Consider the following 26,564-nt stretch of genomic DNA (forward strand, 5'->3'; position numbering starts at 1 on the left):
CGTCGACATGCCGAGCCGGCGACATGGCCGTCTCCGCGCGGGCCGCGACGAGCACGCGGCGAGACCATGACCCGCTCGTCTCGCCACGGGGACGCGTGTGTCGCGCCGTGACTGGGGGTCACGGCGCAACCGGAGGCTGACGCACGGTCAGCGGCGCGGTTGACGCGGCGAGTCGGCCGCGAGGAACCTCCGGCTCACCGGGTCCGCGGACGCGGTGCCCGGGCACGACGAGGTCGTCGAGCGCTGAGCCGCCCAGAGCCGGAGCCGTGCCACTTCCCCGTCCCGCGTGTCCGCTCGGAGGCAACGATGTCCGCAGGTACGACCCGCCGCCGCCTGGCCCGCGCCGCCCTGGTGCTGGGCGTCGTCGTCGCGACGGCGGCGCTCGCCGCGCCGTCCGCGCTCGCCGCGCCGTCCGTCCCCACGCCGCCCGCGCCCGCACAGGTGGACCCCATCACGGTGACGCTCGACTCGGCCGAGATCGGCAGCGAACCAGGGACCGTGGTGCTCACCGGCACGGTGACCTGCGACGTGCCGGTCGACGCGATCGTCTTCGGGGACGTCGCCCAGGTCCAGGGCCTGGACATCGCGCGCGACTTCTTCGGCGTCCTCGTGGCGTGCTCCAGCACACCCACGGCCTGGACGACGACCTCCGTCGGCGCCCTGCGGGTGTTCCTGCCGATGCCGACCTACATCGAGACCAACGCCCAGTACTGCGTCCTGGACCTCTGCCCCATCGTCACGGTCAGCGAGACGGTGACGCTCGCCGCGCCTCCGGACGCCGGCACGAGCGCCTGACGGCGGATCTCAGTCCGCGGCGGACCGGCGCATCGACCACATCTGCGCCGGCCGCTCGAACTGGGTGGCGACCTCCCAGCTCACCGCCCCGCCCGCGACCTCCTTGCGGAAGTTGCCCACCGCCACCCGCGCCAGCTCCGGGTCGGCGGCCACCCGGGCGGCCAACTCCAGCGCGCGGGACTCGACGGCGTTGGCGTCCACCGCCTCCCACGCCAGCCCCAGCTCAGCGGCGCGCGCACCGTCGACCTCCTCGCCGAACAGCGCCATCGCCGCCGCGGCCTCGCGGCCGATCAGCCGGGACAGGATCACGAAGTGCCCGCCGCCCGGGTGCATCCCGCGCTTGAGGAAACCGCACAGCAGCCGGGCGTCCGTGGCCACGATCCGCAGGTCGGTCGCCAGCAGCATGTTCATCCCGGCGCCGACCGCCGAGCCCCGCACGGCGGCGACGGTCGGCACGCGGACCTGCCCCAGCCGGTAGAAGGAGTCGTAGATCGCCGACATCCCCTCGTAGGCCTCGGGCGCCGCCGGGTCGCGGCCGGCGGAGGTCAGCGTCGCGATGTCCCCGCCCGCGCAGAACGACTTCCCCACCGCCCGCACGACCAGCGCGCCGATCTCCGGCCGCGCGTCCACCTCGTCGAACAGACCGATCAGCTCGCGCGCCATGTCGGGAGTGAGCGCGTTGCGGCGGTCGGGCGCGTTCAGCGTCACCACCGCCACCGCGCCGTCGACGTCGAACAGCACCTCACCGGAGCCGGAACCAGCAGTCACGCGCCCACCCTCCCGAGACGCGACCGGCCCCGCTGCCGGCCGCACGGACCCCCGGCATCAGACCACGCCCGAGACCGGGAGCGCCGCCTGGCCTCGCAGGGGCGTCCGCCTCTGGCGCCCCGCGCCTGGCCGCGGTCAGGGTCGTGGACGTCCGTCCACCGGCAAGGAGGTCGCCGCCGTGTACCTCACCCAGGGCCTGCACCGTCTCGTCCAGCAGCAACCGGACGGGATCGCCACCGTCTGCGCCGGCCGCGTCCGCACGAACGCCGAGTCGGTCGACCGCATCGCCCGCCTCGCCGCGGCCCTCTCCGATCTCGGCGTCCGGGACGGCGCGCGGGCCGCGATCCTGAGCCTCAACTCCGACCGCTTCTCCGAGTTCCTCGCCGCGACACTGTGGGCCGGGGGTGTCGTCGTCCCGGTCAACTGCCGGTGGAGCGTGCCGGAGATCGCCGACTCGCTGCGCGAGGTGGACGCCCGCGTCCTCGTGGTGGACGACGCCTTCGCGGCCTGCGCCGACGGCCTCAGGGAACTGCACCCGGGCCTCATCCACGTCGTCCACTCCGGCGACGGACCCACCCCCGCCGGCATGCTCGCCTTCGAGGAGCTGATCAGCGGCTCGCCGCCGATGGAGGACACCCGCCGCGGCGGGAACGACCTCGCCGGCGTCTTCTACACCGGCGGCACCACCGGCCGGGCCAAGGGCGTGATGCTCAGCCACGACAACCTGCTGACGTCGTGCATCACCGTTCTCGTCGCCGAGCACTCGCCGCCGGACCGTGTCTTCCTGCACGCCGCCCCGATGTTCCACCTCGCCGACTTCTCGGCGTGGGTCACCGGCGGCGTGGTCGGCGGCACGCAGGTGATGATCCCGGCGTTCGACCCGGTCGCCGTGATGGCCGCGGTCCAGGAGCACGAGATCACGGACGTGCTGCTGGTCCCGACGATGATCCAGCTGACGGTCGACTCCCCACGGGCCGACCAGTTCGACCTGACCAGCATCCGGCGGGTGCTGTACGGCGCCTCCCCCATGTCCGACGCCCTGCTCGGCCGCGCGATGAAGGCCCTGCCCAACGCCCGCTTCCTGCAGGCGTACGGGATGACCGAGCTCGCGCCGATCGCCACGCTGCTCACCTCCGACGACCACGAGGACCCGGAGCGCCGGCGCTCGGTCGGCCGCGCCGCTCCCTGCGCCGAGGTCCGCATCGTCGGTCCGGACGATGACGAGCTGCCGCGCCGCGGAGTCGGCGAGGTCGTCGTCCGCGGCGGCAACGTCATGCTCGGCTACTGGGACCGGCCCGAGGCGACCGCCGAGGCCCTGCGCGGCGGCTGGATGCACACCGGCGACGCCGGCTGGATGGACGACGCCGGGTACGTGTACCTCACCGACCGGCTCAAGGACATGATCATCTCCGGCGGGGAGAACGTGTACTCCGTCGAGGTGGAGAGCGTGCTCGCCCAGCACCCGGCCGTGGCCACGGCGGCGGTCATCGGCGTGCCCGACCTGACGTGGGGTGAGCGGGTGCACGCCGTCGTCGTCCCGGTCGCCGGCGCCACCGTCACCCTGGACGAGCTACGGGCTGCCTGCGCCGGCCGGATCGCCGGGTACAAGGCACCGCGGTCGATGGAGCTCGTCGACGCGCTGCCACTCTCGGCCGCCGGGAAGGTGCTCAAGCGCGAACTCCGCAGGCCGTACTGGGAGGGCCACGAGCGCGCCGTCCACTGACCGCGTCGGTGCAGTCGTCCGCACGTCGCCACGCCGGGCGGGCTCGCCGTCCGGCGGTGCGGTCCGCGCCCGGCCTGGCCCACCGGAACCGCTCGTCGGGCTGCGGTCAGACCCCGGCGGGCTCCCGGTCGGACGGACGGCGGCGCACCGAGCGCACCGTCCGGACGGCGGCGTTGCGGGCCAGGTTGAGGATCGGACCGGTGTCCCACGGCTGCCGCGGCTCGGGCACGGCGGGAGCCTCGGCGGTGGCCGGCCGGACCGGCGCGGCAGCCGCCCGGGCGGCCTCCTCGGCGAGCGCCACGGCCGCCCGGCGGCGGGCCAGCACCGACTCCTTCTGCCGGTCGATCCGCTCCTTCTCGGCCATCACGAGCATCTCCTCGCGGGCCCGGGCGACGACCAGCCGCGACTCCTGCTGCATCTCCTCGATCTCGACGTCCCCGGAGTCACGCAGTGCAGCGAGCCGGTCGTAGGCCGACGGCGGGCCGAAGTTGAGCAGCAGCTTCATGAGCACCGGCAGGATCTCCACGCACATGAACAGCAGCGACAGCATGAACTTGGCCGCCGCCAGGGTGGTGTTGCGGTCGCTGAGCCGGTCCAGCGCCTCCAGCCGCAGGAGGATGCCGCCGGAGCTCTCGTTGGTCCCGTCGAACGACGCCTGCAGCCGGTCCTGCTCGGCGGTCAGCCGCTTCAGCTCGGCGCGGTCGGTGACCAGCGCGGCGGCGGCCAGGTCGGCGCTGCGCGACTCCGCGGCCGAGGCGGCGGCGAGCGCGGTGTCCAGCTCGGACCTGGTCGAGTCGACGACGCCGGCCTGCGCGTCCGCGGCCGCCCGGGCCTGCAGGTACGCGGTGCCCGTCCCGGCGTCCCCGGTGCCGCAGGTGCCGTCGAGCTCGCACTGCGCCTTGGCCTCCAGCTCCCGCTGGGTGGCCAGCGCCGCGTCGTAGGCCGCCTGGGCCGCCGCGACCTCGTCGTGCACACCGGCCAGGCCGGGGTCGCTGAGCCCGCCGCTGGCCACGATCGCCTCCTGCGTGGCGATCCGCTCCTGCAGCGCCGGCAGGCCGGCGAACCGCGCGTCGGACTCCAGGCCGGTCCGGTAGGCGTCGCCCGCCTCGGCCTGCATCGTCACGATCTCGGTGTCGATCTCCTTGTGGAAGACCTGCAGCGTCAGCGGCGTCGCGACCACGATCCCGAGCACCAGCGCCAGGCCCACCCGCGGGACGGCGAGGGCGAGGTTCCGCTTCAGGGACGCGTCGTGCGCCATCCCGACCAGCAGCATCCGGTCGAGGTTGACCACGACCGCGCCCCAGCCGATGCCGAGCATCAGCGCGAACGGCCACCACACGCCCAGCGCCATGTGCAGGGCGAACGCCGCCGAGACGACGGCGAGCCCCCCGGTGCTGAGCAGGACGCCGCCCAGCGCGACGAACCGCGGCCGCGCACCGGGCGCCGCCTCCAGGACGTCGGGACGAGCGCCACCGAGTGCCGCCAGGCCGTCTCCCAGCTGTCGCCGTCGTGCCATGCGTACGCACTCCCCGGGCGACGGGGGTCGTGGGTCTACCGCCGCCTCTCCTGCCCTATCGGCAGCCTTGGGCGGTCACGGAACGGTCTCGCCAGTGACCGCCGTCGCGAGGTCGCCGTCGGCTTGCGCGGCGGGGCGCCCGGGCGGACGCTCGGCGCCCCTCGGATCCGGAGCCGACATGCCCGCCGCCCGCCGCACCGCCGCGCTCCTCGCGCTGGTCCTGGCCGCGGACGGCTGCACCGGCGAACGGCGCGGCGAGCCCACCCCGCAGACGGCCCTCGTCGACACGATCGACCTGGACGCCGCCGTCGGCACCGACGTCGTCATCTACGACCTCGCCGCCTCCCCCACCGGGACGCCGGTGGCGCTGGTCGGTGCGGACGGCGCCCCGCAGAGCTGGCTGGTCCGGTTGGCCCTCGACGACGCCGGGGCGGCCACCGACCTCCGCGCGATCCCGGCCGTCGCCTCCACGGCCCAGCTCGCCGTCGCGCCGGACGGCACCGTCCTCGTCGCCGACGACGAGCTCACCCGCGTCCCGCCCGACGCCGCGGAGGTCAGCGCCGTCCCGTGGGACCTCGGCGGGCCGCCGTCCGCCGTCGCGCTCTCCCCCGACGGCCGCACCCTCTCCGCCGCCCGCGACACCACGATCACCGCCGTCGACGTCGCCACCGGCGCGGTGCGCGGCAGCGGCACGGCATCCGGACCGGTCACCCACCTCGCCGGGACCCCGGACGGCGGACTGGCCGCCCTGGTGACCGCCGACCGGCCGGCGGGCGGCACCGGCGCGGTCCTCGTGCTCCTCGACCGCGACCTGCGACCGGTCGGCGACCCGGTCGAGCTGGTGCCCGAGCGGCCCAGCACCGGGACCGCCCTGCACGTCACCGCGGACGGGACCGCCGTCGCCGCCCTCCACCTCGGCGAGGCCCGCGCCGTCGGGCGGCTGGTCACCGTGGTCGACGGCGGGCTGCGGACCTCGGTCGACCTCGACGGCGCCGGGGACTCCGCCCTCGACCTCGCGGTCGCCCCGGACGGCCGCACCGCCGTCGTGCCCCTGGCCGACCTGCAGTTCCCCGCGGAGCTGGTCACGGTCGACCTGACCTCCGGCGAGCGGGTGGGCGCGGTGAAGCTGTGCGACGGCGCCGGCGTGCTGGGAGCCGTCGCGCCGCTCGGCGAGGGCGAGGGCTTCGTCGTCACCGGCGCGTGCATCGACGCCGACGGCCCCCAGTCGACCGCCTTCGTCGTCGGGTGAACGGCGGCCGCGATCTGCCATGAGCGGCCGCGACGGCCGGTGTCGCCGGGTCCCCCCAACGGAGCAGACGACTCCTCGCTGAGCGCTACAGCCGCGCAATCGGCCGTCAGCGTCCAAGACCGAGAACCACCAAGCGGGAGTGTGGCGTGTCGGATCAGCCCGAATTCGAGTCGGACCCCTGGCGCGGCGGACCGCCGCAGCCCTGGACGGGCAACGTCTCGCCGCAGCCCTGGTTCGGCAACGCGCCGGCGGAGCTGCACCATGCGCAGCAGCAGTACCCCGCCGCTGGACCGGGGGGCCATCACTGGGCTCCTCAGCCAGGATCGCGGGTGTCAGTGGCGGCCGCGGTCGGTGGCATCGTCGCCCTGGTCGCCATGCTCGCTGCGGTCATCGTCCTGATCCGGTCGAGCGGTTCACCCGAGCTCGGAGCTGACACGTCGTCGCCACCCCTCGCGTCTCGGGCGCCAGCGGTGACGTCCGAGGCGCCGCGGTCCTCCACTTCCGCGCCTGCTCCGCCGGCGGTTGTCGTCCAACCCGGTTCGCCGGCGGCGCCCACACCGCTGGGGCAGCGCGGGGAAGTCGGCGACTACCTCGTCTCGGTGACCGCCGTGGACCTCGACGGTGACGCGATCGTGGAGGAGGCGAACCAGTTCAACGACCCGCCGTCCGGGCGCTACGTCATCGTCGAGGTCGACGCGCAGTACGTCGGCGACGATGAGGGAAATGCCTTCTGGGATCTGTCCTACGTCTTCAACGGGACGGACGCGCGGCAGTACTCCGACGGTGACTGCAGCGCTGTGTTGCCGAACGACGGCATCGACGCACCGACACTCAACCCAGGTGGCTCTGCCTCGTTCCAAGTCTGTGTGGATGTGCCACCTTCGGCCATCGACGGCGGACTGCTGTTCATCGAACCGCTGATGTCCTTCGACGACGAGGACCGGGTCTACTTCGCCATCCGCTGAGCTCAACGCGATGGAGACCGGCCCTCGCAACCTTGCAAGACCGGCTCCGCTGTCAAAGGATCGCGGGTGATGCTTTAACAGCCGCCTCAGCCGTGAAAGGTTGTGCCCGTGGCGCGATGGCTGGAATCGGTGTGGGAACACTCGGACCTCAGCATGGTCCCCCGCGCCGACCGGCTCTTCGGTCCCTACCGCCAGTACGAGCCCGATCTGATCACGTCCCGGCCCCTCAGCACGTCGCTCGAGGGGAACCGGGCCGCGACCGTCGCCGAGCGGGCCGTCCGCGAGCTGGCGACCGGTCCAGGTGCCCAAGCACTCGAAGGACTCTCCCGGTTCCTCCTCCGCTCGGAGGCCATCGCCAGTTCCCTCATCGAAGGCATCGCGCCGTCCCCGCAGCAGGTCGCTCTCGCTGAACTGGCCCAGGACGAGGACGTGCGCGGCTTCAGCGACCAGGCCCGACTGGTCGCCAACAACATCACGGTGCTGCGACGAGCAGGCGAGGACCTGGCGTCGGCGGACTCGATCACCGTGGAGGACATCGAGGCCCTGCACCGCGCCCTGCTCCCGGACGAGAGCCACTCCGGACTGCGCCGGGTCCAGAACCGGATCGGCGGCTCGAACTGGCACCCGCTGTCCGCGGACTTCGTGCCACCGCCGCCTGAACTGGTCCCGAGTCTGATGGCCGACCTGGTCGAGTACATGAATGGATCGGCGCACGCGCCGCTCGTGCAAGCCAGCATCGTGCACGCTCAGTTCGAGACCATCCACCCGTTCACGGACGGCAACGGCCGGGTGGGCCGAGCGCTGATCCACACCGTGCTGACCCGCCGCGGCCTGACGCCGTCGGCCATCCTCCCGGTCAGCCTCGTCCTCGCGACCTCGCGGAACCGGTACGTGGAGGGGCTGACCGCGTACCGCTATGCGGCGTCACCGGACAGCTCTGCAGCAGCGGCTGCGGTCACGAGCTGGTTGGAGGTCTTCCTGCAGGCTGCGACGGTCGCCGCGGAGCAGGCCGGACAGTTCGTCGGGCAGGTCGTCGAGCTCCGGGCCGAGTGGGAAGCCAAGCTGGCCGAGCACCGGGCAGCGCAGGGACGGCGGGAGACGCCGCGGGCGGACTCGGCGACCTCGCGCATCCTGCGCAGCCTGCCCGAGGTCCCGATCCTGACGACCCGCACCGCGCAGCGGCGGCTGGAAGTCTCCTTCCCCGCCGCCCGGGCTGCTCTGGAGGAGCTGGCCGACGCCGGCATCCTGGCCCGGCGCTCCGTCGAGCGGGGGACGACCGGGTACACCGCGACCGACATCTTCTCGCTGGTCACCCATGCCGAGCGTCGACTGGCGAGCACCCGTTGGGACACCCGCGCGTCCGCGCCGAACCGCCCGGTCCCCGTACCACCGGACCTGTGACCCACGTGGGTCCCCGCGAGAGCTTCGTGCGGGACCGCACGGAGGCCGCCGGTCCGATGGCCTCGGTCACCGTCGACGTGGAGGTGACCGTCCGCGAGGTCCGACCCGACGACGCCGCGACCAGCTCCACCGTCGAGCTGGTCCTGTCCCGGGGCGACCGCTCCCGCACCGTGGAGCTGACCGTCATCCAGGAGTCGGACGGGTACCGCGTGTGTGGCCTCTACTGAGGTGAGCCGGGAGTTCCCGACGGCGGGTGCCAGTTCGGGTCGCGACCGGTGAGACCGAGCAGCCGGTGCAGCGGCGGGGCGTCGTCGGGCACGGGCACCGGCGCGCCGAACAGCCCCGGCACCGGCGGCTCGGCAGCCACCTGGGACGCGAACGCCGTCGCCCCCTCCACCGTCGCCGGGTCGGCCTCGAACTCCTGACCGGTGGCCACCGCGAGGTCCCAGCCGTGCACGAGCACCTCGTCGACGGTGACCAGCCCGATCCCGGCGGCGGGCATGCTCACGCCGCCCGCCGCCGTGTCGCCCTCCCAGGCCTCCGGCTTCCGCCACGCGGCGACCAGCGCGTCGAGCTCGGCCGGGATGACCGTGCGCCACTGCGGTGGGAGGTGGTCGGCGGAGGGTTGCGGAGGCGAGGGGTCCGGGGTCTTCTCGGCGGAGAGTCGCAGGCCCACGGCCAGCCCTGCGACGTGGTCGAGCAGGGTGGCCACCGAGGCCTCCGCGCACGGCGTCGGGTGCCCGAGCTGCTCGTCGCGGACGCCGGCGACCACCCGCTTGAGCACCTCTGCCTGTGGGCCGAGATCGATCTGCGTCGTCTGCATGCGATGGAGACCGCCCGCCGCCGCGATACTCACCGGCCACACTCTGGGTAGTCGTACCATGACGGTTCGTCGACCGGGGAGAGCTCCAGACCCATGGCCCACGTCCCGCCGGACCGCCGGCCCACCGCACGGTTCCCGCGCCTCGGGCGCGCTCCGTCCCGGCGCGCCCACGAACCGTTCGTCGACGCCGCGGCCCACGACCCGTACGCGGCGGACCCGTACGCGTCCGGGCCGTACGCACCGGCCCCCGAGCCCGAGCGGCCGGCCCGCCCGTCGTGGCGCCGCGACCGGCCGGGGCCGCAGCCGGCGCCCCGCACCCGCCCCGACCCGACACCCGCGGCCGGCCGGCCCCGCCGCCGGTTGCTGCGCCGCATCTCGCGCGTGCTCGCCGTGATCGTCGTCGTCCAGGCGCTGGTGATCCTGTCGCTGCGCTGGATCGACCCGCCCACGACCGCCTTCATGGCGGCCAACCCCGGCGACGTCGTCCAGCAGTCCGTGCCGATCGAGCACGTCTCCCGCAACTTCCTCGCCGCGGTCATCGCGCACGAGGACGCCGCGCTCCCCCACCGCTCCGGCGCCTTCGCCTGGGGCGCCCTCATGGCCCGCGCCGAGGCGCACCTGGCCGGCGACGAGGACCCCTCGGGCTCCACCATCCCGCAGCAGGTCGCCAAGAACCTCTTCCTCAACCAGGAGATGAGCGCCTGGCGCAAGGTGGTCGAGGCCGGGCTGTCCGCCGAGCTCGCGCTGGCGCTCGACGACCGCCGGATGCTCGAGCTCTACGTCAACTACGCCCAGTTCGGGCCGACGATCTACGGCGTCTGCGCGGCCAGCTGGTACTACTTCGACTCCCCGCCGCAGGACCTCCCCGTTCCCCAGGCCGTGCAGCTCGTCGGCCTGCTCCCCTCCCCCGGGCACGTCCAGCGCGCACCCGGCGGCGGCCTCGACTTCGACGTCGAGGACGGCCTCGGCTGGCTCTCCCGCTCGCACGTCGTCAACGCGCAGAACCGGGTGCCGCGGCACATCGAGCGCCTGGGCTTCCAGCCGGTCGAGGACATCGGCGTCACCGGTCTGGCCGCCGACCAGCCGGCCTCGGACGACGACTGCTCGACCCGGCCGCAGGAGGTCGCCGACCTGATCGCCGCGGAGGGCACCGCCTGACCGCTCACTGCCCGCGAACCTGACCCGATCGGCCCGGGTCCGTCACGGGTCTTCGCCCTGGGTGCCCGCGCATCGTGGCCAGGAGGTTCGACGGACACGGTCGCAGTCCGGACCGGAGGCACCACCTGACTGCTTGCCGCTCCGATCGGCGCGCGGGAGGGTGAGCGGCGTCACAGCCGCCCGACGGAGGAGCGACCGCTTGTACGCGCGATCCACGAGCATCCGAGGCAATCCGGACGACATCGGGAAGGGCGTCACCTACCTGCGCGAGGAGGTGCTGCCGCGTGTCTCGCAGAGCCATGGCTGCGTCGGCATGTCCGTGCTCGCCGATCACGACGGCGGCCGCTGCATCGTCGCGACGGCGTGGGCCGACGAACAGGCCATGCGCGCCACCGTCGAGGAGGACCGCACCGTCCAGGAGCGCCTCGTGCAGACCCTCGGCGGCCACTCCGCGGACGTCCACCAGTGGGAGATCGCCGTCCTGCACCGCGACCGCCCGGCCGGGGACGGCGCCGGCGCGCAGGTCACCTGGGCGCGCGTACCGACCAACCACGTGGACGAGCTGCTCGACGCCTACCGGATCAACCTGATGCCCAGGCTCCAGGAGCTCCCCGGCTTCTGCAGCGTGAGCATGCTGGTCGACCGGCGCCAGGGCCGGACGGTCAGCGTCACCAGCTTCGAGACCCGCGAGGCCCTCGGGCTGGTGCGCCGGCACGCGCGGTCGCTGCGCGAGCAGTTCGCCCGCGCCATGGGCGCCAACATCGTGGACATCGCCGAGATGGACCTCGCTCTCGCCCACCTGCGGGTGCCCGAGACCATCTGACGGCCGCCGCGGGAGGCCGGACCCGGACGGCCGCCGCCCTCAGCGGCCCCGCCGCACCTCGTCCGGGGTCCGGCCGAACGCGGTCCGGAACCCCCGGCCGAAGGTGGTCGGGTCGCGGAAGCCCCAGCAGTGCGCCACCGCGGCCACGGTCACCGCCGTCCCCCGCCGGGCCAGCTCGCGCGCCGCGCCCTCCAACCGGCGCCGGCGCACGTAACCGGCCGGCGTCAGCCCGCGCGCGGCGAACAGCCCGTACAGCGAGCGCTCGCTGACGTACGCGCCGGCCGCGATCGCCGCCGGGGTGAGCGACGGGTCGCGCAGGTGCGCCTCGACGTGGGCGGTGACCCGCGCCCAGGCCGCGTCGTCCGGCGGCGGGGCTGCGTCGTCCGGCGGCGGGGCTGCGTCGTCCGGCGGCGGGGCTGCGTCGTCCGGCGGCGGGGCTGCGTCGTCCGGCGGGGCGAGGGCACCGGCCAGCAGGTCCACCGCGGCGTCCGCGACCGGCTGCCCGAGCCGCCCGTCCAGAGACGCCGCGCTGGCCAGCGTCGACCCGAGCAGTGCGGTGAGCAGGCCGGCGGCGGCCGGGTCGAGCAGCCCGCTGCGCGCACCGGGCAGCCGGGACGACGGCACCAGCAGCGTCCACTTGTGCAGGCGGCCCGGCACCCGGAAGCGCGCGGGCTCGTCGGCCCGCCACAGCAGCGCCGCCCCGGGACCGAGCACCACCCGCGTGCCGCCGACCTCCACCTGTTCCAGTCCGGACCGCACGAACAGCACCCCGACGACGTCGTCGTCCGTCGCCGCCAGCTGCGAGCGCCCGCGCGAGCCCGAGCACGGGCCGCAGCGGCAGTCGACCAGCGCCAGGTCGCCAACCCGGTAGCGGACGAGGCCGGCCGGGCCGGGCACGAGCTCACCCGGGGTCAGCGACCACGGCAGGTGGGTGGCGCTGACCACCTCGCGGAAGGCGTCGTCCCGGTCGGCGGCGGGCACGTCGGCGGCGTCCCACCGTTCCGCGACCAGGGTCATCAGGGCCTCCCGCCGGCGACGCTGCCGTGCCGGCAGCCAACCCCCGGCCCGCCCGGTGCGGCAAGACCTGCACGCATCGCCGCGAACAGTGCAGGCATCGTCGCGACGGCGGCCGCGCCGCGCGGCACGGTCGGCGGCATGCGAGAGGACATCGAGTTCGCGACCGAGGACGGCGTCACCCTGCGCGGGTGGCACTACTCCCCCGAGGGCACCGACGGCCGGGCACCGCTGGTCGTCATGGCGCACGGCTTCTCCGCCACCAAGGAGATGTACCTGGACGACTTCGCCGAGCACTTCGCCGCGGGCGGTCTCGGCGTGCTCGCCTACGACAACCGCAACCTCGGCGCCAGCGACGGCACGCCCCGCGGCGAGCTGGACCCGTGGCAGCAGATCCGCGACTACCGCACGGCCATCACCTGGGCGCAGACCCAGCCGTGGTGCGACCCCGACCGCATCGGCGTGTGGGGGTCGAGCTACAGCGGCGGGCACGTGCTCGTCGTCGCCGCGCTGGACCGGCGGGTGAAGGCCGTCGTCTCCCAGGTGCCCCTGGTCAGCGGGCTCACCAACGCCCGCCGGCTGATCCGCGCCGACGCCTTCGCCGGGCTGCGGCAGATGTTCGACGCCGACCGCGCCGCCCGCTACGCCGGCCAGGACCCGGCGATGATCCAGGTCGCCTGGGAGAAGCAGCCCGACGAGCCGTGCGCGCTGCCCACCGAGGACAGCCACGACTTCTTCCTCGGCCCCATCCTCGACCGCGCCACCACCTGGCGGAACGAGGTCACGCTGCGGTCGGTGGAGATGTTCACCGAGTACGAGCCGGGCGCCTACATCGGCCAGATCGCGCCGACCCCGCTGATGATGGTGGTCGCCGCGCAGGACCACCTGACCGTTGCCGACCTGACGCTGGAGTACTACGAGCGGGCCCGGCACCCCAAGGAGCTGCTGGTGCTGCCGGTCGGGCACTTCGACGCCTACGTCGGCGCGGCGTTCCAGCGGTCGGCGCCGGCGCAGCTGCGCTGGTTCCAGCAGCACCTGGGGTGAGCCGCTGACCGACGGCTGCCCCGCAGCGGGGGTTCGCGCGCAGGCGGCCGCGGCGTCACGCCTCGGGAGGCGCCTGGTCGGAGTTGAAGATGTCGATCCCGAACTTCCAGGAGCCGTCGGGCTGCCGCCGGTGGACGACGACGTACTTCCCGGTGTCCACGATCGCCCCGCCGGCGCGGATCTCGTACTGCCCCTCCTCGACGGCGACGTCCCCCAGCTCCTCCAGGGACACCGTCTTGAGCGCCCCGCCCTCGACGCCCTGGTCGAGCATGCCCCGCCAGAACTGCTCGATCGCGGCCGAACCCTGGACCGCCGGCGCCCCGGGCGGCAGCACCCGGCCGTCGGGCGCGTAGACCGACGCCACCATCGCCGCGTCCCCCTTCTCCATGCCCCGCACGAAGGTGGCGTTCAGGGCGTCGATCTCACTGCGACTCATGGCGTCCTCCTCGACGGTGTGGGGCCCAGCGTCGAACCGTCCGACGCCGGCCGACAGGGACCTCCGACCCCGGGGGAGGTCGTCGCAACGCTCAGCCCGGCAGGCGCACGAGCCCGACACCGACGGCGAACGCCGCCGCCGCGGCCCGGTTGCCCGCGCCGAGCTTGGCCAGCAGGTGCTCGACGTGCGTGGCCACCGTCCGCTCGCTGACCCCCAGCGACCGGGCGACCATGCGGTTGGTCTCCCCTCCGGCGAGCCCGCAGAGCACCTCCAGCTCGCGCAGGGACAGCCCGGCCGGCGGCACGCCCGGACCGTGCTCCACCACCACCCACGGCCCGGCCGGTCGCGCCTCGACGCCGAGCAACTCGCCGCCGCGCAGCACCAGCAGGTGCCGGCCCAGCCGCGACGGCCAGGCCGCGGGGTGCAGCAGCGCGGCCAGCGGTCCGCCGGCCAGCAGCGACGGGCGGGCGGACGGCGTCAACGCCAGCACCCGCCCGTCGTCCGGCGTCCAGGCCAGGACGCCCCCGTTGCCGGTGACCCCGGGCGGAGCCAGCCCGGCCAGCGGGTCGACCAGCCCGGCGAGGTCCGCCCGGAGCAGCCGCAGCCAGGCGACGGCCTCGTCGTCCACCCCGCCGGACGCCGTGCTCGCGTGCAGCACTCCCACGTACCGGCCTCCGGTGGACAGACAGACGCTCACCCCGTCGGTGAACCGCGCCGGCCGGATGACCCGGTCGAACATCGGCCCGCGGCGGTCGGCCGGCGGGATGTCGCACACCCGCAGCGGGCGGCCGGTGTCCCGGACGGCGGGGAAGTGCGGGTCCTCGTGGAAGGCGGACTCCATCGCGGCGAGCGCGTCGGCGGCGTAGCCGGAGCTCGCCAGCGTGCGGTGCCGGCCGCCCACCGGGTCCCAGGACTCCACCGCGGCCGCGCAGGCCGACAGCGACTCCAGCGCGGCCAGCACCGCCTCGGCGCGCGCGGCACCCGGCAGCGGCTCGCCCGCCGCCGCGGCCTCGGCGGCCGCCCGGACGGTGAGCGCGGCGGACAGCCGAGCCGAGGTCCCGGCAGACCGCATGCGCGGCAGGGTGGCACGGTCCGCCCGGCACCGGAAGGACCCCCGCGGTCGGTACTTCGACCGATGCGCGCGCCGCTCCGGGTGCGGAGGATCCCCGGTCGACGCGGGCAGCGGAGCCCGCGCGAACCACGAGGAGCGGGCCGTGGAGGTCTCCGAGTACACCGAGCACGACGCCACCGGGCTGGCCGAGCTGATCGCCGCCGGCAAGGTCTCCGCCGCCGAGGTGCAGACCGCGGCGCGGCAGGCCGTCGAGTCAGTGAACGGCGAGCTGAACGCGCTGGTCGGCGAGCTGTTCGAGCGGCCGCTGGCGGCCGACGAGCGCGGCCCGTTCCGCGGCGTGCCGTTCGCGATCAAGGACCTCGTGCTGCACGCCGAGGGCGTCCCGCAGCGCGCCGGCACCCGGATGCTCGGCCCCGGCATCCCGTATCCGTACGACACCGCGCTGATGCGACGCTTCCGCGAGGCGGGGCTGGCCGCCGTCGGCCTGACCGCGACGCCGGAGTTCGGCTTCAGCGCCACCACCGAGTCCGTCGCCAACGGGCCGACCCGCAACCCGTGGGACACCTCCCGCTCCCCCGGCGGCTCCAGCGGCGGGTCGGCCGCGCTGGTCGCCGCCCGTGCGCTGCCGGTCGCGCACGCCAGCGACGGCGGCGGCTCGATCCGCATCCCGGCCGCCGCCTCGGGTCTGGTCGGCCTCAAGCCCAGCCGCGGCCGGACCACCGTCGCCCCCGACTACGCCGATCCGCTGCTCGGCCTCGGCATCGAGTTCGCGCTCACCCGCACGGTGCGCGACGCGGCCGGCCTGCTCGACGCCGTCCACGGGGCCGAGCCGGGCGACCGCTACCTGCTGCCCGCCCCGGCGACCACGTTCGCCGACGCCGCCCGTCCGCCGGCGGGCCGACTGCGGGTCGCCGTCTGCACGACGGCGGCCAGCGGCGTGCCGGTCGACCCGGCGTGCGTCGCGGCGGTCGCCGCCGCCGCCGAGGCGCTGGAGCGCGCCGGGCACACCGTCGAGGAGGCCGCACCGGAGTTCGACGTCGCCGCGTTCGACGACGCCAACCTCAAGGCCTGGTGCAGCTTCCTCGCCGACGGCGCGTACGGGGCCGCCGCGGCCCTGGGCATCGAGCTGTCCACCGACGTCCTGGAGCACACGACCCTGGCGTGCGCGGAGTACGGCGCGACCCTCACCGCGCTCGACCTGTACGCCGTCGACCGGGTCTTCAACGCCACCACCCGCACGCTCGCCCGCTTCCTCACCGGCTACGACGTGTGGCTCACCCCGACCACCGCCGCGCCGAACACCGTCCTCGGGCACCTGGACGCGAACGACCCCACGCTGGACGCCCGCGGCTGGTACGACCGGATCTTCACGTTCGCGCCGTTCACCGCCTGGGCGAACGTCACCGGCATGCCGGCGGTCTCCGTGCCGGGGACGCCGTCGCCCGAGGGCTGGCCGGTCGGCGTCCAGGTGGTCGGCCGCTACGCCGGTGAGGAGACCCTGCTCGGCGTCGCGGCCCTGCTGGAGGAGGCGCTGCCGTGGGCCGACCGCCGCCCGGCGGTGCTCGCCCGGTGACCGCCGCCGTGCCCTCGCCGCGCGAGGTCGCCGAGGCCTTCTCCGGGCACCGCTTCCGCGACGTCTACGACCGGCTCGCGCCCGACGTCCGGTGGACCGCCGTCGGCGAGGGCGAGCTCGTCGGGCGACAGGCCGTGGTCGACGCGTGCGAGGACACGCTCACCGAGCTGTCGACCGGTTCGGCGAAGTCCCAGCGCTTCGTGGTGATCGCGGAGGGGGACGCCGTCGCGGTGGACACCGTCACGCGCTACGTCGACGCCGACGGCGCGGTGAGCGTGGTGTCCTCCTGCGACGTCTACGCCTTCACCGACGGCGTGGTGACCACCATCAGGTCGTACGCGGTGGAGCTGGAGACCACGACGCCCCCGGGCTGACGTGCGCGGCGATCATCAGCCGGCGCGCAGATCGCGGGGCCTGCGGGCCCACTGCGGCGGGCGCGTACGGAGGCGACCGGCGCCCCTCGGCGCCCGGTTCGTAGGCCGCCCATCCCCGTGTCATCGCGGCAGCGTGGCAGCTCGCCGCACGGCGGACCATCCGCTTCCGTCCGCCGCCGTACCGTGGGCGCCGCACGGGAGACCACCAGCAGGGGGGCACGACAGGGTGACGACGGACCTGGACAGGCGGACCACGACCGTCGAGGCCGCGGCCACGCTCGCCGACCAGCTGGTCGGCGCCTGGGGCAGCTGGGGCCCCAACATGACCCCGGACGCCCGGTGCGTGGCGTTCATCAGCGACCGCTCCGGCACCCCGCAGCTGTGGATCCAGGACGTCGTCCTCGACGGCACGATCCCGCCCGCACGGCACATCCACCTCTCCGACGACCCGGTGGTCTCGGTCCGGTGGGCGGCCGACAGCGGCTGGCTCACCTGCGAGGTGGCCACCGACGGCGGCGTCCGGACGGCCGTCTGGGTGGTCCGCCCCGACGGGACCGACGCCCGCCGCATCGCCGGTGACGCCGAGACCCACGCCGAGCTCGGTCCCTGGACCCGCAGCGGCCACCGCTTCGTGGTCACCCTCCCGGGCGCGGCGGCCGGCCAGCCGACCCGCGCCTACCTCGCCGACCCGGCGACCGGCCGGCTGGACCCGCTGGCCGAGGGCGTGCTGATCCACGTCCTGGACGTGTCGCTGGAGGAACGGTTCATCGTCGTCCGCGACGGCGAGCGCGGCCAGCAGTACGTGGTCGTCGTCGACCGGCTCACCGACCAGGACTTCAGCGTGCTGCCCCACGGCGCGACCGGCTCCACCGACGTCGCGCTGATCCGCCCCGCCCCGGAGGACCACTCCGGCCCCGTGTACGTCTACCTCGCCTCCGACGTCGGCCTCCCCCGCCGCCAGCTGATCGGGCTGCCGTTCGGGCCCAACGGCTGGCGGGGTGAGCCGCGCACGCTGGCCGCCCGCGACGACGCGGAACTGGAGTTCATCGACGCCGACGACGCCGGGAAGCTGCTGCTGCTGGTGTGGAACGTCGCCGGCCGCAGCGAGCTGGAGCTCATGGACACCGCCACCGGCGGGCGCACCTCGATCTCCGGGCTGCCCGGCCTGGTCGCCGCGAACCCGGTGCTCAGCCGCGACGGCAGCAGCGTCGTGCTCGGCGTGCAGGGGCCGACCCGCCCCCGGGAGCTGTGGCACCTCGACACCACCACCCACGCGTGGACGCGGGTGACCTCGGCTCCCCCGCTGCCGGCGCGGCGGCTCGTCGTCCCCACGCTGCAGACCTTCGCCGGGCAGGACGGGCTGCCGCTGACCGGCTGGTTGTACCGGGCCCCCTCGGAGCTCAAGCGCCCCGGGCCGGCGGTGGTGTACCTGCACGGCGGTCCGGAGGCGCAGGAGCGGCCGACGTTCCACCCCGAGCACCAGGCCCTGGCCGCGGCCGGGATCACGGTGTTCGCGCCCAACATCCGCGGCTCGTCGGGGTTCGGCCGGGAGTTCGTGCACGCCGACGACGTGCACCTGCGCTACGCCGCGTTCGGCGACGTGCTCGCCGCCGCCGACCACCTCGTGGAGGCCGGGATCGCCCACCGCGACCGGATCGCCGTGACCGGCCGCTCCTACGGCGGGTACCTCACCCTCGCCGCGCTGGCCTTCTCCCCCGGGGTCTTCTCCGCCGGGGTCGACATCTGCGGCATGTCGGACCTGGTCACCTTCTACCGGGACAGCGAGCCCTGGATCGCCGCCGCCGCCGTGTCGAAGTACGGGCACCCGGAGCGCGACCGCGCGCTGCTCGAGGACATCTCCCCGCTGGCCTCGGCGCACCGGATCGACGCGCCGCTGCTGGTCGTCCACGGCGAGCACGACACGAACGTGCCGCTGAACGAGGCGCGGCAGGTCGTGGCGGCGCTGCGGGCGATGGACAAGCCCGTCGAGTACCTGGAGCTCGCCGGCGAGGGGCACGACTACCGGCGCGCGGACTCCCGCAAGCTGCTGATCCGCACGTCGGTCGGCTTCCTCGCCGCGGCGCTCGACCGGCCCCGCTCACCGGGCACCCCGCCGGCCGCCACCGGGACGGCGGAGACCGGGCCGGCCGCCACCGGGGCGCACGACGAGCCGCCGGTCCACGCGGAGCCGGCCCGCGCCGGGTCGCCGGCCCGCACCGCGCCGGTCAGCCTGGAGGGGTGAGCGACCCCTTCGGCCTCGACCGGTTCGTGCAGGCCCAGGACGGCGGCGTGTACGAGGCCGCCCTGGGCGAGCTGCGCGCCGGGGCCAAGCGCGGGCACTGGATGTGGTTCGTCTTCCCGCAGGTCGCCGGGCTGGGCCGCAGCTCCACCGCCCAGCACTACGCGATCTCCGGACTGCCCGAGGCCCAGGCCTACCTGGACCACCCGGTGCTCGGCCCGCGGCTGGTCGAGTGCGCCCAGGCGCTGCTGGACCTCGGCACCGCCGACGCCGTCCGGGTGCTCGGGCCGGTCGACGCGGTCAAGCTGCGCTCGTCCCTGACGCTGTTCGAGCGGGCCGAGCCGGAGTCCGCGGTGTTCGGCGCGGTGCTGGACCGCTGGTTCGACGGCGAGCGCGACGAGGCGACACTCACCCGCCTGTGATCGATGCGCGGCCTCGGGCCGGTGCGGCGACGGTCGTCGACCGCCGCGTCACGGGATCTGCCACTCGTAGGAAAACTTCTCGATCTTCAGGATGAGGGAGGTCTCGACGTCGGTGATCCCCTCCAGCGTGCCGAGCACCTCGGTGGCGAAGGTCACCAGGTGTTCCTGGTCGGTGAAGAAGGCCTCCACCATCAGGTCGTAGCGCCCGGCCGAGATCCCGCAGTAACGGACCTCCCGTCGTTGCACCAGCGCCTGGGCGACCGACTGGAGTGACTTCAGCTGGACCGAGATGCCGATGATCGCCGACACGGTGTAGCCGGCGAGCCGCGGCGTCGGCACGGCCACGACGGACACCAGATCGGACTCCAGCATGGCCGCCAGGCGCTTGCGGACGGTCGTCTCGGTGACGCCGAGCCGCCGGGCCACCTCGGAGTTGCTGGTGCGGCCGTCGACCTGGAGCACGCGAAGGATCTCGCGGTCGGTGTCGTCGATCGCCGTCTTCGGCGGTGCGGCCCGGAGGTCGCCGGGCTCACCGGTCTGGCCGTCTTCCTCGACTCGCGTGCTGCGACGGGTCATGAGCGCAGAGTACGAGCCGGCGCCGGCCCGATCGGCGCCGACCGGCCGGCGCACCGGCGAGCGCTCATGTCCCGTGCCTCAGTAGATCTGCGTCTGCGTCAGAAACTGGTACCGCCCCGGATCGCGACGGCGGATGGCCCGCGTGACGACGACCCCGGCCGCGAAGGTGACGGGCAGGCAGGCCAGCAGGAGCACGTTCACCCAGTCGGTACGCCCGGTGAGGAGGTCGAAGTTGATCACCACCAGCCAGGTGGCGACCAGCAGGCCGACGAGGCTCGCCAGCGGAGCCACCAGCGTCGCCCAGATCGACATGTCCCCCTCTCCGGCGTGGCGACGGAAGTACACGACGATCGCGACCGCGCACAGCGCCTGCAGGACGATCACGGCCAGGACGCCGGGAGCCACCATCAGCAGGAACAGGCTCAGGTAGGGGTCGGCGCCGAAGGCCGCGAAGACCACCACGACCAGCACGGCGATCGTCGCCTGCACGCCACTGGCCACGTACGGGGAGCCGTGGACCGGGTGCACCGCGGCGAGGCGGCGGGGCAGCAGTCCCTCGCGCCCGAGGGTGAAGAAATACCGCGATGCCGTGTTGTGGAACGCCAGCGTCGAGGCGAAGGCGCTGGTGACCAGCAGCACCTCCATGACCACCGTGGCCCAGTGCCCGACGTACTGCTCGGTGGCGGTGAAGAAGAGTCCGACGGGGTCGGCGGACGCCGCCGCCACGACCTCGGACTGACCGAAGGCGATGACGGCGATCCACGCCATGAAGGTGTAGAAGATGCCCAGGAACCCGATCGCGAGGAAGGTCGCCCGGGGCACCGTCCGTGCCGGGTCGCGGGTCTCCTCGGCGTAGATGGCCGTCGACTCGAAGCCGATGAAGGCACCGAACACGATGGCGAACATGGCACCGGTGCCCCCGCCGGCGAAGACGGCCGACGGGGCGAACGACCCGAAGCTGAAGCCCTCCGGGCCGCCCTGGAGGAGCACCGGGACGGCCAGGATCAACAGGATGGCGACCTCGGCCAGCAGCGCGCCCCCCAGCACCTTGGCGCTCAGTGAGATCTGCCGGTGCCCGAGGACGACGACGATCAGGATGGCCGCGAGGGAGAACACCGGCCAGGGGACGTCGGCACCAGTGAGCGCGGTGACCGTGCTGGAGGCGAACGCGCCGATCGCGCCGAGTTGTCCCACCGCGATGACGGAGTAGGCACCCAGGGCGAGCATCGCCGCGCCCCCGCCCATCGGGCGCCCCAGGCTGCGACCGATGTAGGAGTAGAAGGCGCCGGGGTTGCGGATGCGCAGCGCCATGCGGGTGAACCCCACGGCGAACAGCAGCAGGACGAGTGCCGCCACGAGTTGGGCACCTGGCGCGCCCAGCCCGCCGATCAGGAACGCCAGCGGCGCGTACCCCGCGACGATGAGCAACGGGCCGGCGGCCGCCACGACGAAGAACGTGAGCTCGAACGTGCCCATGCTGCCGCGGGACAGACGCGAGCGGGGGCCCGCGGGGGTGGGGCCGGGGACGTCGGCGGCGGGGGGTGCCGGCCGGACGGGGTCGGAGGTTGCCACGAGATCTCCCTGCAGGTCGGAGCGGAGCTGCGGACGGGGTCGTTACGAAGCAGGTGCGCCGCCCGGCGAGGCGTTCGCCGGTGCGGTGTGACCGGCGGGGAGGACCGGCCCCTGGAGGCTCAGTCGTCGGCGTACCGACGGAGGTAGGCGTCGGCGGCGTCGGCGAAGCAGTCGAGATCCGGGCGCAGCACGCCGGCCCCGATCTGGCCGCCGTCCCTCCCGGCGAGGCCGCCGTCGATGACGGGGGTGACCCCGCTTCCCAGGACCGCGAAGACGTCGATGCCGATCGGGGAGCCGCGGAAGTCCAGCGGTGGGAGCCGGAAGTGGGGGTGCTCCCCCACCGTGATGGCGTACATCGCCTCATTGTTGGCCCGCATCGCGTCGGCGGTGCCCCCCTGGTAGGCCTGCAACGTCGGCGCGCACACCTGCGCGAAGCCGCCGAGTCCGACCGTCTCGGTGACGCAACTCTCCCCACCGATCCACTCGGTGTCGGCCGCGGTGAACCCGTCGAAGAACCGGCCCTCGAGGCGGGGGTGGACCCCGCGGAACCACTCGTCGTCCAGACCGCTGACCCGGATGGCGAACTCCCGGCAGTTCAACGCCATCCCGGTGAGGACGCTGCTGTGGGGAACCCCGTGTGCCGCGTCGGCGGTGGCCTTGGCCGCCGCCATGCCGACCCGGAGGAAGGCGTACTCGTTGCGGCCGAGGAACGCCAGCACCTGCCGCACCGCCGCGGAGTGCTCGGTCCGGTCCAGGTCCAGGAAGGTGGGGGTGAGCTCCCGGGTGAGCAGCAGGGTCGCCGCGGTGTTGCGGCTGTGCAGCTCGTCGCCGAGCCGCAGTGCGCGGGTCATCAGTGGCTTGAGCCGGATGGGACCGCCGCGGCGCAGCGCCTCCGCGAGCACCGGCCCCATCGTGGTCTCCAGCCACCGCAGACCGCGGACGACCTCGTCGTCGTAGGACCCGTAGTTGAGCCGGTGCCGGCTCTCCCCCTCGTAGAGGTTGCAGAAGGCGGTGTTCCCGTGGGTCTCGTCCCGGACGACGAGCACCGGCATCGAGGCGGTGTAGATGCCGGCGACCGAGCCGATGCAGGCGTGCTGCTGCGTGCTGCGCACCCGGACCCGGCCGGCGGCGATGGCCTCCTCCGTCGGCCGGATCACCGGCGAGCCCCTCGTAGACGGCCGCGTGGAGGACCGCCCGGCGCTGGCCCCCGGTGTACTCCGCCCACTCGAGCGGAGCCCCCGAGGTCAGGATCGTCGTCGGGGTCATGCCCGGGACGACGTCTCCCGCCGGTGCCACGTCGACCAGGAGCGGCTCGGCCGTGGTCAGGCGGGAGAGCGTCTCAGCGTTGGCCGTCCGACGCCGCTGCTCCACCTCGGCGGGCAGGTCGAGGACGAGGGTCCGCGCGTCGATGGTCACCGGCGGCCTCAGATCCGCTGCAGGTAGGTGCGGGTCTCCCAGTCGGTGACGACCGACCGGTACTCGTGCGCCTCCTGCCGCTTGTAGGCGAGGTACGTGGCGTGGAACTCCGGGCCGAAGACCTCCAGGGCGACGTCGTCGGCGGCGAATGCGTCGAGCGCCTCGTCGAGGGTGGCCGGCAGCGCCAGGTCGCCGTATCCGGCCAGCTCCTCCGGGGAGAGCTTGTAGGTGTCCCGGTTGATCGGCTGCCCCGGGTCCAGCTGCCGCTTGATCCCGTCGAGTCCGGCAGCCAGCACCATCGCGATGCCCAGGTGGTAGTTCACCGCGCTGTCGGCGGTGCGGACCTCCAGGCAGTGCCGGTTGACCGGCATCCGGCACATCAGGGTGCGGTTGTTCTCGCCCCACGCCCGGTGGACCGGCGCCCAGGAGATCTCGTCCATGAAGCCCTTGCTGGTGAACCGCTTGTAGGAGTTCACCGTGGGGCAGATGACCGCGTTGATCGCGCCGGCGTGGGCCAGCACCCCGGCGACGAAGTGGCGGGAGAGGTCGCTGTAGGCCCGGGTGCCGTCGCCGGCGGCGAAGACGTTCTCGCCGGTGTCGACGTCGGCGAGGCTGATGTTGATGTGCGCCGCCGAGCCGAAGTCGTCCTGGAACGGCTTGGGCATGAACGTCGCGATGCAGCCCAGCTCCCGGGCCACGTGCTTGGCCATGAGCCGGAAGAGCACCATCCGGTCGGCCATGGTGAGCGCGTCGGTGTAGTCGAAGTTGAACTCGTACTGGCCGTCGCCGCCCTCGTGGTCGAAGGAGTAGACGCCCCAGCCGAGGCTGTTCATGTGCTCGACCATGGGGCCGAGGAAGGGCTCGGCGAGGATCGTGGCCTCCAGGTCGTAGCCGCGCGTCGGCGCGTTGACCCGGTCACCGGGCACCAGCGGCTGCCACCCCTCAGGGGTCTCCCGCACGACGTAGAACTCCGGCTCGATGCCGACGTTCGCCGTGAAGCCGGCGACCGCGGCGGCGTCCACCTGACGGACCAGCGCGTTGCGGGCGTCCTGCGCGTACGGCTCGCCGCCCAGGTGCAGCCGGGTCGGGACCAGGGCGAACCGTTCGTCCCACGGCAGGACCACCAACCGGTCGAGGTCGGGGTGACCCGCGCACTCGTCCTCGTGCGGACCGAGGTCGCCCATCCCCTCCAAGGCACCGACGGTGTAGAGCTCGGAGCCCTCGGCCATCGACGGGAGGGATCGGACGGGGACGCACTTGCTCTTGGGCACGCCGTGGATGTCGGTGTACCAGCCGAAGACGTACTTGACGCCGCGCTCGACCAGGCGGTCGCGCAGTTCGTGGACGTGTGTCATAGGTCACTCCCATCGGATTTCGCCGCAGCCTGCCAGCCACGCGACCGTTGTCAAGCCCCGACCTGCCTCCTGTGTCGAAATCCGACGCCACAGGGCGGAAGGGGATCGAGTTGCCTCTTGGCAGCGACAGTCCGTCGTGGCTAGGGTCCCCGCTCACCGAGAGACCTGGATCACATCAGCGGCCGACACGGCCGCCCGCGCGGTCTCCAGACGCCCCCGCCCGCCACCTCGGCCGGGGACGGCCCCGCCCACGACAGAGGGAGCCCCATGAGCCTCGAAACGGCCGACGTCCACACCTCCGTCCGCCATCCCCTCGATCCGCTCTCGGCCGAGGAGGTGACCCGGGCGGTCGAGGTGCTCCGGCAGGGGCCGGCCCGGGGCGAGGGCGTGCGGTTCGTGTCCGTCTCCCTCCGCGAGCCGGACAAGCGCACCCTGGCCGTCGACCCGGAGTCGGTGGTCCGTGAAGCCTTCGCGGTCCTCGTCGACCGGGGCACGGGACGGGCGTCCGAGGCGGTCGTCGATCTGGGTGCCGGGGTCGTGACCGGGTGGGTGGACCTGCCGGTGGGCACGCAGCCGGCGATCATGCTGGACGAGTTCGACGAGTGCGAGCGCTGCTGCAAAGCCGATCCCCGGGTGGTGGCGGCACTGGCCGAGCGAGGGCTCACCGACCTGGACCTCGTCTGCATCGAGCCCTGGTCGGCCGGCTACTACGGCGTGGACGACCACGGGCGCCGACTGATCCGCGCGCTGGTGTACACGCGGCTGGATCCGCACGACAACCCCTACGCACACCCCGCCGAGAACCTCGTGGTCGTCTACGACCTCAACGCCGGCGAGGTCGTGGAGGTCGAGGACGGCGAGTTCGTCCCGGTGCCGCGCGAATCCGGGAACTACCTGCCCCGGCACGTCGGGCCGGCCCGCACCGACCTGCGGCCGATCGAGATCACCCAGCCCGAGGGTCCGTCGTTCGAGGTCACCGGGAACCACGTGCGGTGGGCCAACTGGTCGTTCCGGATCGGCTTCACGCCCCGGGAGGGGCTGGTGCTGCACCAGGTCCACTACCGCGACGGCGACGTCGACCGCTCGGTGCTGCACCGCGCCTCGCTGGTGGAGATGGTCGTCCCCTACGGGGACCCCTCCGCTGTGCAGTCGAAGAAGAACGCCTTCGACGCCGGGGAGTACAACATCGGGGCGCTGGCCAACAGCCTGTCACTGGGCTGCGACTGCCTCGGTGAGATCCGCTACTTCGACGGGGTGGTCAACGACAGCCACGGCAACCCGCTGACGATCAGGAACGCCGTGTGCATGCACGAGGAGGACGACTCCATCGCGTGGAAGCACTACGACTTCCGCGTCGACGAGGCCGAGGTGCGCCGGTCCCGCCGCCTGGTGGTGTCCTTCATCGCCACGGTCGCCAACTACGAGTACGGCTTCTACTGGCACCTCTACCTCGACGGGACCATCGAGTTCCTGGTCAAGGCGACCGGGATCCTGTCCACGGCCGGGCAGCCGCCGGGGCAGAAGTCGCGGTACGGCCAGACCCTGAACAACGGTGGCCTGTACGCCCCCATCCACCAGCACATCTTCAACGTGCGGCTGGACGTCGCCCTCGACGGTCCGGCCAACGCCGTCTACGAGGTCGACACCGAGATCCCCGAGGTGAACCCGACCGGGAGCGCGTTCTACACCGTCGAGCGACTGCTGGAGCGCGAGCAGGATGCCATCCGCACCGCCGACGCCGGCCGGCACCGCTTCTGGAAGGTCGTCAACCACGACCGCCGCAACGTCGTCGACGAGCCGGTCGCCTACCGCCTGGTGCCGACCGACGCCATCACGATGGCGGCCCGGCCCGACGCCTCGGTCGCCAAGCGGGCCGCCTTCGCCACCAACAACCTGTGGGTCACCCCCTACGACCCGGCTGAGCGGTTCCCCGCGGGCGAGTACCCGAACCAGCACCGCGGCGGTGACGGCCTGCCCGCCTGGACCAGTGCCAACCGCAGCATCACCGACGAGGACATCGTGGTCTGGTACACGTTCGGCATGCACCACGTGGTGCGCCTCGAGGACTGGCCGGTCATGCCCCGCCAGCACGTTGGTTTCATGCTCCAGCCCTTCGGCTTCTTCGACCGCAATCCCACGCTCGACCTCCCCAGGACCAGCGGGAACGGTCACTGCCACGGGGAGGACGGGCGATGAGCTGGGACCTCCCGAGCCCGGACGCGCGCCCGCCGGACCCCTTCGCACCCGTTC

At 73.8% G+C, this 26,564-nt stretch carries 24 protein-coding genes; 14 read left to right on the plus strand and 10 right to left on the minus strand.

The window, feature by feature from the left end; all coding sequences use genetic code 11:
* Positions 1 to 306: 306 nt before the first annotated feature.
* Positions 307 to 795 (plus strand): hypothetical protein, encoded by a 489-nt coding sequence (locus tag CRP39_RS17500; protein ID WP_097207667.1) that lies wholly within the window; start codon positions 307 to 309, stop codon positions 793 to 795.
* Positions 796 to 804: 9 nt separating this feature from the next.
* On the opposite strand, the gene CRP39_RS17505 is transcribed toward CRP39_RS17500, so the two are convergent.
* Positions 805 to 1,563, minus strand: a complete 759-nt coding sequence (locus CRP39_RS17505) for an enoyl-CoA hydratase/isomerase family protein (RefSeq protein WP_097207668.1) — start codon at positions 1,561 to 1,563, stop codon at positions 805 to 807.
* 178 nt (positions 1,564 to 1,741) lie between these two features.
* Between CRP39_RS17505 and CRP39_RS17510 the strand changes: the two genes are divergently transcribed.
* Entirely contained in the window at positions 1,742 to 3,286 is a 1,545-nt protein-coding gene (locus tag CRP39_RS17510) for a long-chain-fatty-acid--CoA ligase (protein ID WP_097207669.1), read from the plus strand.
* Between the two features lie 106 nt (positions 3,287 to 3,392).
* Here the strand turns inward: CRP39_RS17510 and CRP39_RS17515 are convergent, their stop codons facing one another.
* Complete coding sequence (locus CRP39_RS17515) at positions 3,393 to 4,802, minus strand: DUF4407 domain-containing protein (RefSeq protein ID WP_097207670.1); 1,410 nt, start codon at positions 4,800 to 4,802, stop codon at positions 3,393 to 3,395.
* 178 nt (positions 4,803 to 4,980) lie between these two features.
* Between CRP39_RS17515 and CRP39_RS17520 the strand changes: the two genes are divergently transcribed.
* From CRP39_RS17520 to CRP39_RS17535, 4 genes are all read left to right on the plus strand, one after another.
* The gene (locus tag CRP39_RS17520; RefSeq protein WP_097207671.1) at positions 4,981 to 6,051 is read left to right on the plus strand and encodes a WD40 repeat domain-containing protein; all 1,071 of its coding nucleotides are present in this window, start codon (positions 4,981 to 4,983) and stop codon (positions 6,049 to 6,051) included.
* A 146-nt stretch (positions 6,052 to 6,197) separates the two neighbouring features.
* Positions 6,198 to 7,016 (plus strand): DUF4352 domain-containing protein, encoded by an 819-nt coding sequence (locus CRP39_RS17525; protein ID WP_143426688.1) that lies wholly within the window; start codon positions 6,198 to 6,200, stop codon positions 7,014 to 7,016.
* Positions 7,017 to 7,124: 108 nt separating this feature from the next.
* On the plus strand, positions 7,125 to 8,417 hold the full coding sequence (locus CRP39_RS17530) for a Fic family protein (protein WP_097207673.1): 1,293 nt from the start codon (positions 7,125 to 7,127) through the stop codon (positions 8,415 to 8,417).
* Positions 8,414 to 8,644 carry a hypothetical protein gene (locus CRP39_RS17535; protein WP_097207674.1) on the plus strand — a complete coding sequence of 77 codons (231 nt, stop codon included), beginning with the start codon at positions 8,414 to 8,416 and terminating at the stop codon, positions 8,642 to 8,644. The genes CRP39_RS17530 and CRP39_RS17535 overlap by 4 nt, the downstream gene beginning before the upstream one ends.
* Here the strand turns inward: CRP39_RS17535 and CRP39_RS17540 are convergent.
* Positions 8,638 to 9,240: a TIGR03086 family metal-binding protein gene (locus tag CRP39_RS17540; RefSeq protein WP_097207675.1), complete on the minus strand. Its 603-nt coding sequence runs from the start codon at positions 9,238 to 9,240 to the stop codon at positions 8,638 to 8,640. The genes CRP39_RS17535 and CRP39_RS17540 overlap by 7 nt on opposite strands.
* Before the next feature lie 93 nt (positions 9,241 to 9,333).
* Between CRP39_RS17540 and CRP39_RS17545 the strand changes: the two genes are divergently transcribed.
* Positions 9,334 to 10,398, plus strand: a complete 1,065-nt coding sequence (locus CRP39_RS17545; protein WP_245853943.1) for a transglycosylase domain-containing protein — start codon at positions 9,334 to 9,336, stop codon at positions 10,396 to 10,398.
* A 199-nt stretch (positions 10,399 to 10,597) separates the two neighbouring features.
* A complete protein-coding gene (locus CRP39_RS17550) occupies positions 10,598 to 11,221 on the plus strand; it encodes a hypothetical protein (RefSeq protein ID WP_097207676.1) in 624 nt (207 codons plus the stop codon).
* Positions 11,222 to 11,260: 39 nt separating this feature from the next.
* Here CRP39_RS17550 and CRP39_RS17555 read toward each other — a convergent pair whose 3' ends face one another.
* Positions 11,261 to 12,238 carry a helix-turn-helix domain-containing protein gene (locus CRP39_RS17555; RefSeq protein ID WP_097207677.1) on the minus strand — a complete coding sequence of 326 codons (978 nt, stop codon included), beginning with the start codon at positions 12,236 to 12,238 and terminating at the stop codon, positions 11,261 to 11,263.
* Positions 12,239 to 12,376: 138 nt separating this feature from the next.
* On the opposite strand from CRP39_RS17555, the gene CRP39_RS17560 reads away from it, so the two are divergent.
* Complete coding sequence (locus CRP39_RS17560; protein ID WP_097207678.1) at positions 12,377 to 13,279, plus strand: alpha/beta hydrolase; 903 nt, start codon at positions 12,377 to 12,379, stop codon at positions 13,277 to 13,279.
* A 55-nt stretch (positions 13,280 to 13,334) separates the two neighbouring features.
* Here CRP39_RS17560 and CRP39_RS17565 read toward each other — a convergent pair whose 3' ends face one another.
* Together CRP39_RS17565 and CRP39_RS27750 are read right to left on the minus strand one after the other, a co-directional pair.
* Positions 13,335 to 13,715 (minus strand): YybH family protein, encoded by a 381-nt coding sequence (locus tag CRP39_RS17565; RefSeq protein ID WP_097207679.1) that lies wholly within the window; start codon positions 13,713 to 13,715, stop codon positions 13,335 to 13,337.
* Between the two features lie 91 nt (positions 13,716 to 13,806).
* Positions 13,807 to 14,787 carry a helix-turn-helix transcriptional regulator gene (locus CRP39_RS27750; protein ID WP_245853944.1) on the minus strand — a complete coding sequence of 327 codons (981 nt, stop codon included), beginning with the start codon at positions 14,785 to 14,787 and terminating at the stop codon, positions 13,807 to 13,809.
* Between the two features lie 142 nt (positions 14,788 to 14,929).
* On the opposite strand from CRP39_RS27750, the gene CRP39_RS17575 reads away from it, so the two are divergent.
* The 4 genes from CRP39_RS17575 to CRP39_RS17590 all read left to right on the plus strand — a co-directional run bounded on the left by CRP39_RS17575 (position 14,930) and on the right by CRP39_RS17590 (position 19,395).
* Positions 14,930 to 16,360, plus strand: a complete 1,431-nt coding sequence (locus CRP39_RS17575; RefSeq protein WP_172442501.1) for an amidase — start codon at positions 14,930 to 14,932, stop codon at positions 16,358 to 16,360.
* Positions 16,357 to 16,734 (plus strand): nuclear transport factor 2 family protein, encoded by a 378-nt coding sequence (locus CRP39_RS17580; RefSeq protein WP_245853945.1) that lies wholly within the window; start codon positions 16,357 to 16,359, stop codon positions 16,732 to 16,734. The genes CRP39_RS17575 and CRP39_RS17580 overlap by 4 nt, the downstream gene beginning before the upstream one ends.
* A gap of 226 nt (positions 16,735 to 16,960) precedes the next feature.
* A complete protein-coding gene (locus tag CRP39_RS17585; RefSeq protein ID WP_097207680.1) occupies positions 16,961 to 18,976 on the plus strand; it encodes a S9 family peptidase in 2,016 nt (671 codons plus the stop codon).
* Positions 18,973 to 19,395, plus strand: coding sequence for a DUF1810 domain-containing protein (locus CRP39_RS17590; RefSeq protein ID WP_097207681.1), 423 nt, complete (start codon positions 18,973 to 18,975; stop codon positions 19,393 to 19,395). The genes CRP39_RS17585 and CRP39_RS17590 overlap by 4 nt, the downstream gene beginning before the upstream one ends.
* Positions 19,396 to 19,443: 48 nt before the next feature.
* Here CRP39_RS17590 and CRP39_RS17595 read toward each other — a convergent pair whose 3' ends face one another.
* From CRP39_RS17595 to CRP39_RS17610, 4 genes are all read right to left on the minus strand, one after another.
* The gene (locus tag CRP39_RS17595; RefSeq protein ID WP_143426689.1) at positions 19,444 to 19,971 is read right to left on the minus strand and encodes an Lrp/AsnC family transcriptional regulator; all 528 of its coding nucleotides are present in this window, start codon (positions 19,969 to 19,971) and stop codon (positions 19,444 to 19,446) included.
* Positions 19,972 to 20,049: 78 nt separating this feature from the next.
* Complete coding sequence (locus CRP39_RS17600) at positions 20,050 to 21,543, minus strand: APC family permease (RefSeq protein WP_216359788.1); 1,494 nt, start codon at positions 21,541 to 21,543, stop codon at positions 20,050 to 20,052.
* A 119-nt stretch (positions 21,544 to 21,662) separates the two neighbouring features.
* Positions 21,663 to 22,700, minus strand: a complete 1,038-nt coding sequence (locus tag CRP39_RS17605) for a YlbE family protein (protein ID WP_216359789.1) — start codon at positions 22,698 to 22,700, stop codon at positions 21,663 to 21,665.
* A gap of 267 nt (positions 22,701 to 22,967) precedes the next feature.
* Entirely contained in the window at positions 22,968 to 24,314 is a 1,347-nt protein-coding gene (locus CRP39_RS17610) for a glutamine synthetase family protein (RefSeq protein WP_097207683.1), read from the minus strand.
* Positions 24,315 to 24,581: 267 nt separating this feature from the next.
* Between CRP39_RS17610 and CRP39_RS17615 the strand changes: the two genes are divergently transcribed.
* Positions 24,582 to 26,510, plus strand: coding sequence for a primary-amine oxidase (locus CRP39_RS17615; RefSeq protein WP_097207684.1), 1,929 nt, complete (start codon positions 24,582 to 24,584; stop codon positions 26,508 to 26,510).
* Positions 26,511 to 26,564 lie beyond the last annotated feature (54 nt).

The organism is Geodermatophilus sabuli (genome assembly GCF_900215145.1).
Classification (GTDB): domain Bacteria; phylum Actinomycetota; class Actinomycetes; order Mycobacteriales; family Geodermatophilaceae; genus Geodermatophilus; species Geodermatophilus sabuli.